The sequence below is a fragment of the Pseudonocardia sp. T1-2H genome (assembly GCF_038039215.1).
GTDB lineage: Bacteria > Actinomycetota > Actinomycetes > Mycobacteriales > Pseudonocardiaceae > Pseudonocardia.
Genome location: NZ_JBBPCL010000001.1, coordinates 1,719,113 through 1,733,708 on the forward strand (window position 1 = coordinate 1,719,113; position 14,596 = coordinate 1,733,708).

Genomic DNA, 14,596 nt, shown 5'->3' on the forward strand with positions numbered 1-14,596 from the left:
TCACCCGACCGCCCGAAGCGTGGCCGCGACGACGTCGGACGCCTGCGGGAGCGCGGCCTCTTCGAGGTGACGCGGGTAGGGGACCGGCACCTCGACCGCGGCCACCCGTTCGACCGGGGCGTCGAGTTCGTCGAGGGCCTGCTCGGCGACCCGGGCCACGACCTCGGCCATCGGGCCGCCACTGCGCCACGCGTTGTCGACCACCACCAGCCGGTGGGTGCGGGCCACGGACTCGACGACGGTGTCGGTGTCGAGCGGGCGCAGCGCGCGCAGGTCCACCACCTCGGCCGAGACGCCCCGCCCGGCCAACTGCTCGGCCGCGGCGAGCACCGGGGCGAGCGAGCCACCATAGGCGACGACCGTCGCATCCGTGCCGGCCCGCCGGACCGCCGCCCGGTCCAGGTCGACCGGCCCGGCGTCGGTGGCGAGTTCCCCGGATGTCCCGTAGAGCCCGATCTGCTCGAACACGAGCACCGGGTCCGGGTCGAGCAACGCCGTCGCGAGCATCCCGCGGGCGTCGGCGAGCGTCGCGGGAGTGACCACCCGCAGACCCGGGACGTGCGCGAACCACCCCTCCAGCGTGTGTGAGTGCTGCGCGGCGAGCTGGCGGCCCGGACCGGTCGGGATCCGGACCACGAGCGGCACGCCCAGCTGACCGCCCGACATGTGCCGGAGAGTGGCGGCGTTGTTGACGATCTGGTCGAGCGCGAGCAGGGCGAAGTTCACCGTCATGATCTCCACGATCGGCAACGTCCCGCCGATCGCCGCGCCGATCCCGGCCCCGACGAACGCGGACTCCGACAACGGGGCGTCGCGCACCCGCTCCTCGCCGAACTCCTCCAACAGGCCCTGGCTCACGGCGAAGCACCCGCCGTAGCGGCCGACGTCCTCACCCATCAGGAAGACGCGCTCGTCGCCTGCCAGGGCTTCGCGAAGGCCCGCCCGGAAGGCGTCGCGGAAGGTCACGGTGGTGGTCGCCGGCCCGTCCGGGGCTCGGACCGGGGTCGCGGTCATCGTCCTGCCTCCGCGGTGACGTACCGGCTCAGGTCCGCGACGGGCTCGGGTGGACCGGCCTCCGCCAGCCCGACCGCCTCGTCGATCTCCCGGGTGACAGCCTCCTCCAGGGCGGTGCGGCCCGGCTCGTCGAGGGTCCCGTCGGCGGCGAGCACCGCAGCGAGGCGCTCCACCGGGTCCCGCTCGAGCCAGGCGTCTATCTCCGCCCGCTCGCGGTACCGGTCGGCGTCGTACATGGAGTGGGCACGGAAGCGGTAGGTCCGCAGCTCCAGGAAGCACGGGCCGCCACCGGCCCGCGCCGTGTCCACGGCCAGCCGGGTCGCCGCGCGTACCGCGACGGCGTCCATCCCGTCCACCGACCAGGACCGCAGGCCGTAGGAGCCGGCGCGGAGCGCGAGGTCGGTCTCCGCGTGGGTACGGGCCAGCGAGGTGCCCATCGCGTACTGGTTGTTCTCGCAGCAGAACACGACCGGCAGGTGCCACAGCGCGGCGAGGTTGAGCGACTCGTGGAACTCGCCCTCGGCGACGGCGCCGTCGCCGAACAGGCACGCACTGACGTGGGACCGGTGCAAGAGCCGGTCGGCGAGGGCGAGGCCGACCGCGACCGGGATGCCGCCCGCCACGATCGCGTTGCCGCCGTAGAACCGGCGGGACGCGTCGAACAGGTGCATGGAACCGCCGCGTCCTCGACTGCAGCCGGTCACCCGGCCGAACATCTCGGCGAACACCGACGGCATCGGGATGCCGCGGGCGAGGGCGTGGCCGTGCTCGCGGTAGGTCGAGACCACCGCGTCGTCGGCCGCGAGCGCTCCGATCACCCCGGCGGCGACGGCCTCCTCGCCGATGCACAGGTGCATGAAGCCGCGGATGGCGGCGGCACTGTAGAGCTCCACGCAGCGCTCCTCGAACCGGCGCACGCGCAGCATCGTGGTGAACAACGCCAGCGGATCGTCGGCACCGCTCATCGACCGGCCTCCAGCGTGGACAGATCCCCCTCGGCGAGGTTCAGCTCCCGCGCCTTCAACAGCCGGCGCATGACCTTGCCACTGCGGGTGTGCGGCAGCTCCTGGTCGAACTCGACCGACCGCGGCGCGACGGAGCCCAGCGCACGCCGGCCGAAGGCCAGCAGCTCGGTGCGGAGCTGCTCGGTCGGCTCGACGCCCGCGCGGAGCGTCACGAAGGCCTTGACCAGCTCGCCCGCCACGGGGTCCGGGGTCCCGATCACCCCGACCTCGGCCACGGCCGGATGCTCCATCAGCGCGCTCTCCACCTCGAAGGGGCCCACGAGGTGTCCGGCGGACTTGATCACGTCATCGGCGCGGCCGACGAACCAGTACCAGCCGTCGCGATCGCGCCGGGCGATGTCACCGCTGAGGTACCACCCGTCGGCGAAGCAGGCCGCGTACCGCTGCGGCGCGCCGAGATAGCCGCGGAACATCGACGGCCATCCCGCCCGGAGGGCGAGCTCGCCCTGCGCCGGCCCGTGCAGCACCTTCACCTGCCCGTCCGGACCGATCAGGGCCCGCCCGTCGGGTCCCTGCTCCAGCAACCCGGCACCGATCCCCGGAAGGGGCCGCCCCATCGAGCCGGGCCTGATCTCGCACGCCGCGAAGTTGGCGATCATGATCGCGCCGGTCTCGGTCTGCCACCAGTTGTCGTGCACCGGGTGGCCCAGCGCCTCGTTCGCCCAGACCACGACCTCGGGGTTGAGCGGCTCGCCGACGCTGGCGATCAGGCGCAGCGCGGAGAGGTCGTGCCGGGTCGCCTCCTCAGTGCCGCGGCCCATCAGCATCCGTAACGCGGTCGGCGCGGTGTACCAGATCGTGACCTTCTGTTCGCCTAGGATCCGGTACCAGCGCCTGACGTCGAACTCCCGCTCGTCGCAGAGGAGCGTCGCCCCGGCCACGAGCGGTGCGACGATCCCGTACGAGGTGCCGGTGACCCACCCCGGGTCGGCGGTGCACCAGAAGACGTCGTCGGGGCGGAGGTCGAGGGCGGCCCGCGCCGTGGCATGGTGGGCGACGACCGCCTCGTGCACGTGCAGCGCGCCCTTGGGCTTCCCGGTCGTCCCGCTGGTGAAGTGAACCAGGGCGGCTTCCTGTGGGTCGGTCGGCGCGATCGCGTACTCGGGTGACGCCGCGTCCAGCAGCGCGCCGAGATCGTGGCCGCCCGGTTCGTCGGCAGCCCCGGGTCCGACCAGCAGGACGTGCCGCAGGGTCGGTATCCGGTCGCGGACGGGGCGCACCGTGCGCCGGTAGAGCTGTGGCGTCGTGACCAGCACGGTCGCGTCGCCGAGCACCATCCGCTCGCGGACCGGCTCGGGACCGAAGGCCGAGAACAGCGGAGCCAGCACGGCCCGGGCCTTCAACGTGCCCATGGCCGCGACGTACAGCTCGGGGACACGGCCCAGAAGGGTGAACACCCGCTCACCCGGGCGGACGCCGAGCGTACCGAGCAGGTTCGCGAAGCGCGAGGTGCGCCGCGCGAGCTCACCGTAGGTCAGCTCGCGCAGCGCGCCGGTGCGGTCGATGCACCGCACGGCCGTCCGGCCGACCCGGGCGGCATGAGCGGCGTGCCGATCGACCGCCTCGTGCGCGATGTTCAGGCCAGCCCCGCCGGGCAGCCCCGACATGTCCAGCCGTGCGTGCGTCCAGCTGAAGTCACGGCGGGCGTGGTCGTAGTCGCCCAGCACCGCCCCGTGCCGCACGTGGTCCGGCTTGTGGATCGTCTCGAACCGCATTCCGCCAGCGTGGCCCCGCCCCGATTGCCCAGACAGGGCCGGAGGTCCCGGCGTTCGGGTCCTCCGGCCCTGCCCCCGGGCCACAGGCCCGCGATCGTGATCGCGGAGCGCATCAGCGCGACGCGCCTGGAAGGAGTCCACACGTGGGTTGTCCGGTCATCCACTCCGAGATCGGCACGATCGACGGTATCCGCTCCCGCCGCTTCTGTTCCGTGCGCGCACGGGGTTGTACCCGGCGCCGTCGACGTCGACCTCCCATCCGACAGGAGTCGCTGGCCAGGGCCGCGGAGCTCGACGCGACGCGGATCATGGAACGCGGCGACGAGGCATCGTGACCGCGACGGAGACGGCTGCGACAGCACGGCTACAGGACGCCTGGACGGTGGTGTTCGAGGGCTTCGACCCGCGCGACGAGGGACGCCGGGAAGCTCTGTGCACCCTTGGCAACGGGGTGTTCGCGGCCCGGGGAGCGGCGCCGGAGAGCACGGCGGACGGCGTCCACTACCCGGGAACCTACGCCGCCGGATGCTTCAACCGGCTCCGCGACGAGATCGGTGGTGGCACCGGGGTCGGCACGACCGTCGTCGAGAACGAGAAGCTCGGTCAACCTGCCGAACTGGCTCGTGCTGCGTCTCGGCCTCGACGGGGACGAGCCGGTCGACCCGCTCGGGCCGGCCGTGGACCTGCACGAGCACCGCGTCACGCTCGACCTGCGCCGCGGGGTCCTGAGCCGGGTCCTGCGGTTCACCGACGGGCACGGGCGGCGCACCGCGGTGCGGCAGCGGCGGTTCGTGCACATGGCGTCGCACCATCTCGCCGGTCTGCAGACGGTCGTGACGGCGGAGAACTGGTCCGGGACGCTGACCGTGGCCTCCGGCCTCGACGGGGACGTCACCAACTCGGGTGTCGCCCGCTACCGCGAACTGGCGGGCCGCCATCTCTCCGTCGTCCGAATCGCCGAACCCGACCCCGAGACCCTGCTGCTGGTGGCCCGTACGACCCAGTCGGAGATCGAGGTGGCCGAGGCCGCGCGGACCCGGGTCGTCGACGCCCCGGCAGTACGGTCCGTGACACGAGAGACCTCGCGCATCGCCCACGAACTCACAATGGAGATCGCCGAACGTGCCCCGGTCACAGTGGAGAAGATCGTCGCCGTCGTCACCTCCCGGGATGTGGCCCTCTCCCATCCCGGCACGGCCGCGGCCGAGGAAGTCGCCTGTGCACCCGGCTTCGACGCCCTGCTGGAGACCCACGAACTGGCCTGGCACCAGCTCTGGCGCCGGTTCCGCCTCGACCTCACCGGCGGCGACAGCCCGGCGGCCGCCCCGACGCTGCGGACGCTGCGGCTCAGCATCTTCCACCTGCTGCAGACCGTGTCGCCCCACACCCTCGACCTCGACGCCGGGATACCGGCCCGGGGCATGCACGGCGAGGCCTACCGCGGGCACGTGTTCTGGGACGAGCTGTTCGTCTTCCCGCTGCTGACGGTGCGGATCCCGGGCCTCGCACGGGCGCTGCTGCACTACCGCGTCCGGCGGCTGAACGCCGCGCGCCGCGCGGCCCGCGAGGCGGGGCACCACGGCGCGATGTTCCCGTGGCAGTCCGGCAGCGACGGCCGGGAGGAGAGCCAGCGGCTCCACCTCAACCCGCTCTCGGGCAGATGGCTCCCGGACGTCAGCTACCTGCAACGCCACATCGGGCTCGCCGTCGCCTACAGCGTCTGGCAGTACTACCAGGCCACCGGCGACCTGGAGTTCCTGGCCGAGCACGGCGCCGAGGTGCTGCTGGAGGTGGCCCGGTTCTTCGCCACCCTGGCGCACCACGACCCGGCGATGGACCGCTTCCGCATCGGCGGGGTGATGGGACCCGACGAGTACTCCACCCGCTACCCGGGCGCGGCCGAACCTGGCCTCGACGACAACGCCTACACCAACGTGATGGCGGTGTGGACGCTCCGCCGGGCCGCCGACGTGCTCTCGGTGCTGCCGCCGTTGCGGCGGACCGAGCTCGTCGAACAGCTGGGCCTGACGCCCGCCGAGCTGCTGCGCTGGAACGACGTCACCCGGCGGATGTACGTGCCGATCGCCGAGGACGGGGTCATCAGCCAGTTCCACGGCTACCGCGACCTCGCCGAGCTCGACCTCGACGACTACCGCCGCCGCTACGGCGATCTGCAACGGCTCGACCGGATCCTGGAGGCCGAGGGCCGCTCGGTGGACGACTACCAGGTGTCCAAGCAGGCGGACGTCCTGATGCTGTTCTACCTGCTCTCGGCCGACGAGCTGCGGGTCCTGCTCGGCGGGCTCGGCTACCCGCTCCCCCCGGATTCGATCCGCCGCACGATCGACTACTACCTGGCCCGGACGGTGCACGGCTCGACCCTGAGCGCGCTCGTCCACGCCTGGGTGCTCGCCCGAGCCCACCGTGAGGACGCACTGACCCATTTCGAGCGGGCCCTGAGCAGCGACCTGGCGGACATCCAGGGCGGCACCACCGCGGAGGGCGTCCATCTCGGCGCCATGGCCGGTTGCGTCGACCTGCTCCAGCGGTGCTTCGCCGGGGTGGAGACCCGGGAGAACGCGGTCTGGTTCAACCCGCACTGGCCGTCCCGGTTCGGCGCCCTCGAGTTCGTGGTCCAGTACCGGGGCCTGTCTCTCGACGTCCGGGTCTCCGACCGGGAGGTGCGGGTCGTCGCGGCACCCGGACCGGGCCCGGCGGTGCGTGTGGGGTGCGGGGAGGACATCCGCACCCTGCGGCCGGGGGAGGCCGTGCGGTTCTCGGCCGCGGTGCGGCGGACGTGACGAGCGCGCCTCCTGATCGACGCCATCGAGGGCGATAGCCGCGGTGCGGCACGGTTGAAAGGGCCCGACAGCATTAGGCACACCGGCACCGGTGACCAGGCCGTAGGGCACTGCCCCCCGAGCACGCGGCACGCCACGCTCGTTCCCGACGGCACCACAGCACACGGGAGGCACAGCAGATGCGCGCTGAGGAGAGGAAACCACGACCTGCCCAGCCCGTACGACCGCCGCGCCGGCGCAGCGATCGGCTCGACGACGCCGTCGCCTGGCTGGTCTGCTCGCTGGCGCTGCTCAGCGTGCTCGGAGCGATCGTGCTCGGGATCGTCGTCCACGGCCAGATGGCCGAGCAGTCCCGTCTCCAGGCCGCGGACCGGCATCCGGTGGAGGTCGTGCTGACCGAGGACGTGCCCCTGGCCACCTCGGACGGTGCGACCGTGACGGTCCCGACGCGGGTGCGCTGGACGGGACAGGACGGGATCGAGCGGACCGGGATAGCGCAGGTGAAAGGGCCGCGGCGGGCCGGCTCGACGGTCCAGGCCTGGGCCACCGGCGACGAGCGTCTCGTGCATGCGCCGCTCACCGCCACCGAAGCCCTGCTCATAGCGCTGGTGGGCGGGCTCGTGGCTGCGCTCGCCAGCGCGTCGGTCGTCGCATTCGTGGCACAGCTCGCGAGCCGTTGGACCACGGCCGTGCATGCGGCGGAATGGGAACGGGAGTGGGAACGCATCGAGCCACGGTGGACGAACCGGACCGGGAACGACGACGAGCGCCCCACCTGACGCGGGTGAGCAGCAGGCCCACTGGAGACCTCGATGGGCGCCGTCCCGCAGTAGGAGGCGAACGCCCCGGCGGTGGGGAATCGGGACGCTCGTCAGGTCTAACGCCCTGCGCTTTGCGGGACTTTGGACGCGCTGGGCGATGCCCGACGGCCGCAGCCGCGTCGCCTGGTGCCGCGGCAGAGTGGGTGTCAGCCAGCCGAGGAGAGGCCCTGGGATGAAGCGTCAGCACCTGCCGTTGTACGCCCTGGTCGCCGCGATCCTGATCGTTGGCGCGAGCCTTCGGTGTTCCGGTCTCGAATCTGCTGGTCCTCGCCTTCGTGCTGGCCTGCCCGTCCAGAGAAGAGAAGGAGACGCGACATGATGTGGTGGTACGGCAACGGGATCAGCGGTTGGGGTTACGCCCTGATGACCGTCAGCATGGTGCTGTTCTGGGCTCTGGTCATTTTCGGGGTGATCGCTCTGTTCCGCTACCTAGGACGCAGCGACCGGTCGACGGCGATCCGGCCCACGCCGGAGCAGGTGCTGGCCGAGCGTTTCGCGCGCGGCGACATCGACGAGCAGGAGTACCACCAGCGCCTGAATACGCTGCGTGACCGGCCCCGGCCGTTCGTCGAGCCCTGAGCGACTTGGTCCGGCGTTCGCGCCGATCCCGGACGCCGAGCCGGTTGCCGTCGCGCCGTCGACGCCCGAACGGGCTCCCGCTGCATGCGCCTGAGACCCCGCACCGCCACCCCATCGATGCGAGCTCGGGACCGGTCCAGCAGCTCGGGTTCGGCGAGCTCGTCGAGCACCAGCTGGTGCAGCCGATCCCACACGCCGGCGTCCTGCCACTCCCGCAACCGCCGCCACGCGGTATGCCCGGACCCGCAGCCCAGCTGCGGCGGAAGATCCCGCCGGCGACAGCCTGTGACGAGCACGAACAGGGTCCCGTCCAGCGCGGCCCGGCCATCGATCCGCGGCCTGCCCCACCCGGCCCACGCGCTGCCGGCCTGCACGGGTAGTGGGTGACCCTTGCGCACCGTCGCCGACCGGACGAGGGTCGGATGGGTCATCACGCAGCCGCTCGCGCAGCGATCCGCCGCCGCGGGCGACTCACGTCGTCGTGGGACGGTGGGTTCCGCCGAGGGGGACGTATGGGGGCATGCGACGAGCACGGTCGGGACCAGGAGCGCGGTTCGGGCCACGAAGGGTTGAAGTTTCCGGATCTGCGCCGGATGGAGCTCGATGAGTTGCTGGGCCAGCTGGTGGAGCGTGCCCAGGAGGTGATGGGCACCCAGGGGCGGTTGCGGGGTCTGCTGCGTGCCTCTCAGGCGATCAGTACCGATTTGAGCCTGTCGGCGGTGCTGCGCCGAATCGTGGACGCGGCCCAAGAGGTGATCGGTGCGCGCTACGCCGCGCTCGGGGTGATCGGTGTCGACGGCGGTGGCCTCGTCGAGTTCGTGCACACCGGTATGCCCGCCGACGAGGTCACCACCATCGGGCATCTTCCGCAGGGCAAGGGCCTGCTGGGTGCGTTGATCGACGATCCGCGGCCGATCCGGACCACCTCCATCGGGGACGACGCGCGGTCCTCGGGATTCCCGGCCGGGCACCCGCCGATGAGTAGCTTCCTCGGCGTGCCGATCAGGATCCGCGAGGAGGTGTACGGCAACCTCTACCTGAGTGAGAGCGACAAGGGGGAGTTCACGGCCGAGGACGAGGAGCTCGCCCTGGCGCTCGCCGCCTCCGCGGGCGCGGCGATCGAGAACGCCCGGCTCTACGAGGCTGGCCGGGCCCGACAGGCCTGGCTCTCGGCAACCGCCGAGATCACCCGCAAGACCCTGTCCGGCGAGGCCGGGCAACCCCTCGACCTCATCGCCACGAACCTCGCCGAGCTCGCCGCCGCGGACGCCGTCGTCGTCGCCCGGCCGGACGAGCACACGGGCGGGCTGCGGATCGACATCGCGCAGGGACACGGAGCCGATGGCCTGCGAGGCTTCCTGCTACCGCTGGAGACGTCCCTGTGCGGGGAGGTGTTCCGCACCGGTGAACCCCGCCGGGTGGAGAGCCCGGGGAAGGTACCCGGGTTGATCTCGATGGCGTCCCTCGATCTCGATCTCGGCCCGATGCTGGCCCTTCCGCTGCAGCGGGCCGGCCAGGTCGACGGGGTCCTGGCCGCGGCCCGGGTACGGGATCGGCCCGGCTTCACCGTCGAGGAACTGAACATGGCTACGGCGTTCGCGAACCAGGCGTCGATCGCCATCGAGCTGGCCGAGTCGCGGGAGGAGCAGCAGCGGCTGGCGATGCTCGACGAGCGGGACCGCATCGCCGCGGACCTGCACGACCAGGTGATCCAGCGGCTGTTCGCGGCGAGCCTGTCACTGCAGAGCGTGGCGGTGGGGCTGGGCGGCGGCCCGCACGCCCAGCGGATCCAGGAACAGATCGACAACCTCGACGCCACCGTCCGACAGATCCGCACCACGATCTTCGACCTGCACGCGTCGCGGGGGGAACCGGGGTCCGCTCGCGGATCCTGGACGTCGTCACCGAGCTCGACGATGCCCTGGGCCTCAGGGCCGCCGTCAGCTTCTCCGGCCTCATCGACAACCGGGTGCCCACCGACGTCGCAGAAGACCTCGTCGCCGTGCTCCGGGAGGCGTTGACGAACGTCGCCCGGCACGCGTGCGCACACAGCGTCGAGGTCGACGTCGTCACCGACGCGGGGCAGGTCGCCCTGCACGTCGCCGACGACGGTGCCGGCATCCCGGAGACGGGACGCCGCGGCGGCCTGGCGAACATGCGTCGCCGGGCCGAACGGCACGGCGGCCAGCTGGCCCTGGAGAACCGTGAGCAGGGCGGGACGCGGGTGTCCTGGACGGTCCCGCTGGGAGCGGACTGACCTCGGCCGGGCACGGGGACCTTCGGCCCCTGCCTGCGCCCGCGGACCTGAGCGAGACTGTCCGGATGGGCGATCGAAGCGGCTATGTGGTCGCGCAAAGGGCGCGGCGGTCGAGACTGGCCGAGCTCGACCGTGCGCAGTGCCTGGACCTGCTCCGCGGCAGTGTGATCGGCCGCGTGGTGTTCACCGACTCGGCTCTGCCGGCGGCTCAGCCCGTCGCCTACCTCCTCGACGGGGAGGAGGTCGTCTTCCGGACCGGTGAGGGGACCAAGCTCGCCGCTGCCACCTGCAGTGCGGTGATCGCGTTCGAGGTCGACGAGGTCGACCTCGGCATCCGCACCGGGTGGAGCGTGCTCGGCATCGGCCGGGCCTACGAGGTGACCGACCTGCGACGGTGGGCGGACCTCGCGACCCGAATGCCCGAACCGCGGGCTCCGGACGCGACTGCACACACCATCGCGGTGCCCATGAGCCGGCTCGCGGGCCGCCGGACCGACCCGGCGAGCTGATAGCCGAAGACCCGACAGGCTCGTCCTCGTCCTCGTCCTCGTCCTCGTCCTCGTCCTCGTCCTCGACGTCGCGGGTCGCGTGGCGGGCGGGGTCGGGCCCTTCGTCCCGTGTGCGGAGGCACGCTCTGCGCCATCGTCGACCTCGGACTCGGAGACGGAGGCGAGATGAAGGTGCGCGACGCCATGAGCGGCTCGGTGAGCACGGTGCGAGCGGACACGCCCATTCCCGTGGCGGCCTCGATGCTGCACGGGCACGGGACGGTGCCGGTCGTCGACGGTCAGGGGCATTTCCTCGGAGTGGCGGCCGAGGCCGACCTCGCACGCGGCCTGCTGGTCCCGGACGGCTGGCAGGTCGAGCTGGACCCGGAGTCGATCGTGGCCGCGGTGACGAGGCAGGCCGTGGTGATCGCCCGGCCCGAGGACGACGTCGTCGACGTCGTGGCGGCCATGCTCGACCGGGGTGTCCGATCCGTGCCGGTGGTCGACGGTGAGCGCGTCGTCGGTGTCCTGACCCGACACGAGGTGCGAGGAGCTGAACGATGAGAGTGGAGGAGAGGCCCGTCGCCGGTGGTCAGCCATCAGGCGAAGGGAAGGACGAGGCGGAGCTGCGCAGCCGCGCGGTGAAAGGGCCTGCGCCCGGCGGTTGAGTTCGGCACGACCGTGTCGTTCCCTCCGACGATGAGCCAACGGGCATCCTTCCCAGTCGGCTACCGCCGACTCAAGGTCGGAGTCCGTCGAACCGGGGGAAGGTCAATCCCGTAACGTCGGCCGTCGATCGTGAACTCGTGCAGGTGGGAGTTGGTCCAGCCCATCGTCGACTGCACCACCTCATGCAGCACCGCCAGGCTCACCTCGCCCGCACCCGACGCCGAACCGACGGCTCAACCTCTTCCAACACGATCTCGAGCTCGAAGATCTTCGTCTTCGTCGTCACGCGAGGCGCGGGCATCCTTCGATGCTGTCAGCCTCACCCAGAAGCGGCAGAAGCGGGCCCACCACTTCTGAAACGACGTCTTACACCGATCTTCTTTCAGCCCCCAGCCAGATCGCAGGTGGTGCACGACGCCGGCCTGGTCTAGGAGCCCGCCATCACGGGTTCGCGGCCTTCGCGTCCGGAGGTTCCTTGGTGGCCGGACGTCCGGGCGTGGCGGCGGATCAGCCAGCGACGGATCTCGTCGGCACCCCAGACGATGAAGGGGTAGGGGATGGTGAAGGCGAGCATCTCGGGGGTGAGGGCGGCGGTTCCCAGCAGGTCCTGCATCAGTGGGATGTAGATGATCCCGGCGGCGAACGCGAGCTCGAAAAGGATGCCCCACAGCAGCAGCGGGTTGGAGAACACGCCGATGGAGCGGAGCGAAGCGCGGTCGGTCCGGGCGGCGAAAGCGGTGCCGATCTGGCCGGCGATCATGCCGAAGAAGGTCATCGTGGTGGCCTGCTGGTAGGCATGGTGCAGCGGTGTCCCAGGCCCGGTCGGGTCGCCGACGTGCCATCCGGCGTCCAGCAGCACGTGGAAGAACCCTGCCATCTGCAGCGCGGCGCAGATGACGCCGAGGAACAGCCACGCGCGCAGCAGCATCCCCGGTTGGATCACCGATTCACCGCGTCGCCGCGGAGGGCGCTGCATGAGCCCGGGTTCGGCGGGTTCCCGGCCGAGCGCGAGCGCGGGCAGCGTTTCGGTGCCGACGTCGAAGGCCAGCAGTTGCAACACGGTCAGCGGCAACGGGATGGCCCCGCCGGACAACGCGAACACCACGAACGGGGTCACTTCGGGGGTGGCATGGGCGAAGATGTAGAAGATGAACTTGCGGATGTTGTCGTAGATCTGTCGGCCGGCTCGTACCGCGGCGGCGATGGTGGCGAAGTTGTCGTCGGTGAGCACCATCGTGGACGCTTCCCGCGCGACGTCGGTGCCCGACCCCATCGCGATTCCGATGTCGGCGCGCCGCAGCGCCGGGGCGTCGTTGACGCCGTCACCGGTCATGGCCACCACGTGCCCGGCGTCACGCAACGCGTCGGCGATGCGGAGCTTGGCCTCGGGTGAGGAGCGCGCGAAGATCAGCTCCGCCTGACTGTCGAGCAGAGCGTCGAGATCGTCCTCGCTCATCCGGTCCAGTTCCTCGCCGGTGACGACAGTGGGCTCCCCGCGGACGATGCCGACCTGACCGGCGACGGCCGCGGCGGTCAGGCCGTGGTCACCGGTGATGACGATGATGCGGATCCCGGCGAGGTGACATTGCGCGACGGCGTCGGCGACCCCGGCCCGGGGCGGATCGATCATGGCCACCAGGCCCAGCAACACCAGGTCCTGTTCGGCGCGGTCACGGTCCTCGGGCACGCCCTCACCCGGAGCGAGGCGGCGTTCGGCTGCGGCCAGCATCCGAAGCCCCTGCTGAGCCTGGGCCTCGACCAGCTTCGCGAGCTCGTGTCGCCGGGTGTCGCTCAGCGTTCGCCTCTGGTCGCCGTCCACGAGTTCGGCGTTGCACAGCGGCAGCACCGATTCCGGGGCGCCCTTGGTGTGGATCCACAGCGTGCCCCCGATTTCGTCCACCGTCGACATGCGTTTGCGGACGGGGTCGAAGTGGAACTGGCGTCGCCGCTGCCGGTCGTCGCCGTCAAGCCGTTCGCCGAGTACGCCGGCGGCCTCGAGGAGCGCGATCTCGGTGGGATCACCGATCATCGTGCCCGTGACGTCGAGACGGGCGTTGTTGCACAAGGCCACCGTGGTGGCCAGATGCGCCAACGCCACGTCGTCGTGAAGTGCTTCGCCCGGCTCGTGCATCCCGCTCGTGGTGGTGATCGTCGTGACGCGCATCCGGTTCTCCGTGAGGGTCCCGGTCTTGTCGGTGCAGATCACGTCCGTCGAACCGAGTGTCTCCACCGAACTCAAGCGCTTCACGACGGCACCGCGTTTGGCCAGTCCCCGAACCCCGATCGCCAGCGCCAGCGTGATCACCGGCAACAGCCCCTCCGGCACGTTGCCCACCAGCAGGCCGACTGCGAAGACGGCGGCGTTGACGAACGACAGCCCCGCCCCGACCGTCGCTATCGGGATGAACGCCGCACCGAGCACTACAGAGATCAGCGCGATCAGCCACGCCACCCGCCGCACCTGGGTCTCCAGCGGGCTCTCGTCCTGCTCCACCCGCTCGGACAGGGCGGCGATCCCGCCGAGCTCGGTGTGCATGCCGGTGGCGAACACCACCGCACGGGCTTCACCTTCGGTGCACGTCGTCCCGCTGAAGACCAGATCGCGCGCCTGCAGCAAGGGAACCCGGACATCGACCAGGTCCGCCGAACGGTACACAGGCATCGACTCGCCGGTCAGCGCCGAAAGATCCACCTCGATTCCGTCGTCGAGCAGTCGGGCATCCGCCGAGATCCGGTTTCCCTCCTCGATGACCAGGACGTCTCCCGGCACCAGGCCGACGGCTTCGATCTCGCGTATCCGGCCGTCGCGCACCACCTTCGCCCGCATCGGGAGGAACGCCGCCAGCGCCTCCACCGCCCGCTCGGCGTGACGCTCCTGCACGAACGCGAACAGCGCATTGATCACGATCACCACCACGACCGCGATCGCCACCGGCGTGATCCCCACTGCCCACGCCATGCCCGCCGCCGCCCACAACAACAGCGCCAGCGGATGCGTGAACTGCCGTGCCAATTCCCGTGGCCACCTCCGGCCACCTCGCCGCCGCAACTCGTTGGGCCCGGAGGACACCAGCCGTCGCTGGGCCTCGCGCTCGGTCAACCCGGACCGAGAGCTGCGCAGATCCCGCAGGAGCAGGTCGACCCGCTCGGTCGGATCCAGCCGAGGAACAGCTGGCTGCGCATCAGCGACCTCGGTCATCTCCCACCTCGACAATCGCGTCTCGAGC

12 protein-coding genes and 2 pseudogenes are annotated in these 14,596 nt (G+C 71.3%); 8 read left to right on the forward strand and 6 right to left on the reverse strand.

Annotation, left to right across the window (positions count from 1 at the left end; all coding sequences use genetic code 11):
• Genes WBK50_RS08585 through acsA form a run of 3 tightly spaced genes read right to left on the reverse strand, consistent with a single transcriptional unit; the run spans position 1 to position 3,754 of the window.
• A complete protein-coding gene (locus tag WBK50_RS08585; protein WP_341335080.1) occupies positions 1-1,014 on the reverse strand; it encodes an alpha-ketoacid dehydrogenase subunit beta in 1,014 nt (337 codons plus the stop codon).
• Entirely contained in the window at positions 1,011-1,979 is a 969-nt protein-coding gene (gene pdhA / locus WBK50_RS08590) for a pyruvate dehydrogenase (acetyl-transferring) E1 component subunit alpha (RefSeq protein WP_341335081.1), read from the reverse strand. The genes WBK50_RS08585 and pdhA overlap by 4 nt, the downstream gene beginning before the upstream one ends.
• The gene (gene acsA / locus WBK50_RS08595; RefSeq protein WP_341335082.1) at positions 1,976-3,754 is read right to left on the reverse strand and encodes an acetate--CoA ligase; all 1,779 of its coding nucleotides are present in this window, start codon (positions 3,752-3,754) and stop codon (positions 1,976-1,978) included. Before acsA ends, pdhA begins: the two co-directional genes overlap by 4 nt.
• 451 nt (positions 3,755-4,205) lie before the next feature.
• Between acsA and WBK50_RS34990 the strand changes: the two are divergent.
• From WBK50_RS34990 to WBK50_RS08610, 4 genes and pseudogenes are all read left to right on the forward strand, one after another.
• A pseudogene (locus WBK50_RS34990) lies at positions 4,206-4,268 on the forward strand (hypothetical protein); the annotation flags it as partial.
• 40 nt (positions 4,269-4,308) lie between these two features.
• The gene (locus WBK50_RS08600) at positions 4,309-6,555 is read left to right on the forward strand and encodes a glycoside hydrolase family 65 protein (RefSeq protein ID WP_341335083.1); all 2,247 of its coding nucleotides are present in this window, start codon (positions 4,309-4,311) and stop codon (positions 6,553-6,555) included.
• A 179-nt stretch (positions 6,556-6,734) separates the two neighbouring features.
• Positions 6,735-7,334 carry an Rv1733c family protein gene (locus WBK50_RS08605; protein WP_341335084.1) on the forward strand — a complete coding sequence of 200 codons (600 nt, stop codon included), beginning with the start codon at positions 6,735-6,737 and terminating at the stop codon, positions 7,332-7,334.
• A gap of 357 nt (positions 7,335-7,691) precedes the next feature.
• Positions 7,692-7,955 (forward strand): SHOCT domain-containing protein, encoded by a 264-nt coding sequence (locus tag WBK50_RS08610; RefSeq protein WP_341335085.1) that lies wholly within the window; start codon positions 7,692-7,694, stop codon positions 7,953-7,955.
• A gap of 101 nt (positions 7,956-8,056) precedes the next feature.
• On the opposite strand, the pseudogene WBK50_RS08615 reads toward WBK50_RS08610, so the two are convergent.
• Positions 8,057-8,299 (reverse strand): annotated as a pseudogene (locus WBK50_RS08615) (transposase); the annotation flags it as partial.
• Between the two features lie 249 nt (positions 8,300-8,548).
• On the opposite strand from WBK50_RS08615, the gene WBK50_RS08620 reads away from it, so the two are divergent.
• From WBK50_RS08620 to WBK50_RS08635, 4 genes are all read left to right on the forward strand, one after another.
• Positions 8,549-9,976: a GAF domain-containing protein gene (locus tag WBK50_RS08620; protein ID WP_341335086.1), complete on the forward strand. Its 1,428-nt coding sequence runs from the start codon at positions 8,549-8,551 to the stop codon at positions 9,974-9,976.
• Positions 9,925-10,212, forward strand: a complete 288-nt coding sequence (locus WBK50_RS08625; RefSeq protein WP_341335087.1) for a sensor histidine kinase — start codon at positions 9,925-9,927, stop codon at positions 10,210-10,212. Before WBK50_RS08620 ends, WBK50_RS08625 begins: the two co-directional genes overlap by 52 nt.
• Positions 10,213-10,277: 65 nt before the next feature.
• Positions 10,278-10,721: a pyridoxamine 5'-phosphate oxidase family protein gene (locus WBK50_RS08630; RefSeq protein ID WP_341335088.1), complete on the forward strand. Its 444-nt coding sequence runs from the start codon at positions 10,278-10,280 to the stop codon at positions 10,719-10,721.
• A gap of 165 nt (positions 10,722-10,886) precedes the next feature.
• Complete coding sequence (locus WBK50_RS08635; RefSeq protein WP_341335089.1) at positions 10,887-11,264, forward strand: CBS domain-containing protein; 378 nt, start codon at positions 10,887-10,889, stop codon at positions 11,262-11,264.
• A 164-nt stretch (positions 11,265-11,428) separates the two neighbouring features.
• Here the strand turns inward: WBK50_RS08635 and WBK50_RS08640 are convergent, their stop codons facing one another.
• Positions 11,429-11,533, reverse strand: coding sequence for a hypothetical protein (locus WBK50_RS08640; protein ID WP_341339336.1), 105 nt, complete (start codon positions 11,531-11,533; stop codon positions 11,429-11,431).
• 263 nt (positions 11,534-11,796) lie between these two features.
• Positions 11,797-14,568 carry a cation-translocating P-type ATPase gene (locus tag WBK50_RS08645; protein WP_341339337.1) on the reverse strand — a complete coding sequence of 924 codons (2,772 nt, stop codon included), beginning with the start codon at positions 14,566-14,568 and terminating at the stop codon, positions 11,797-11,799.
• Positions 14,569-14,596: the final 28 nt, after the last annotated feature.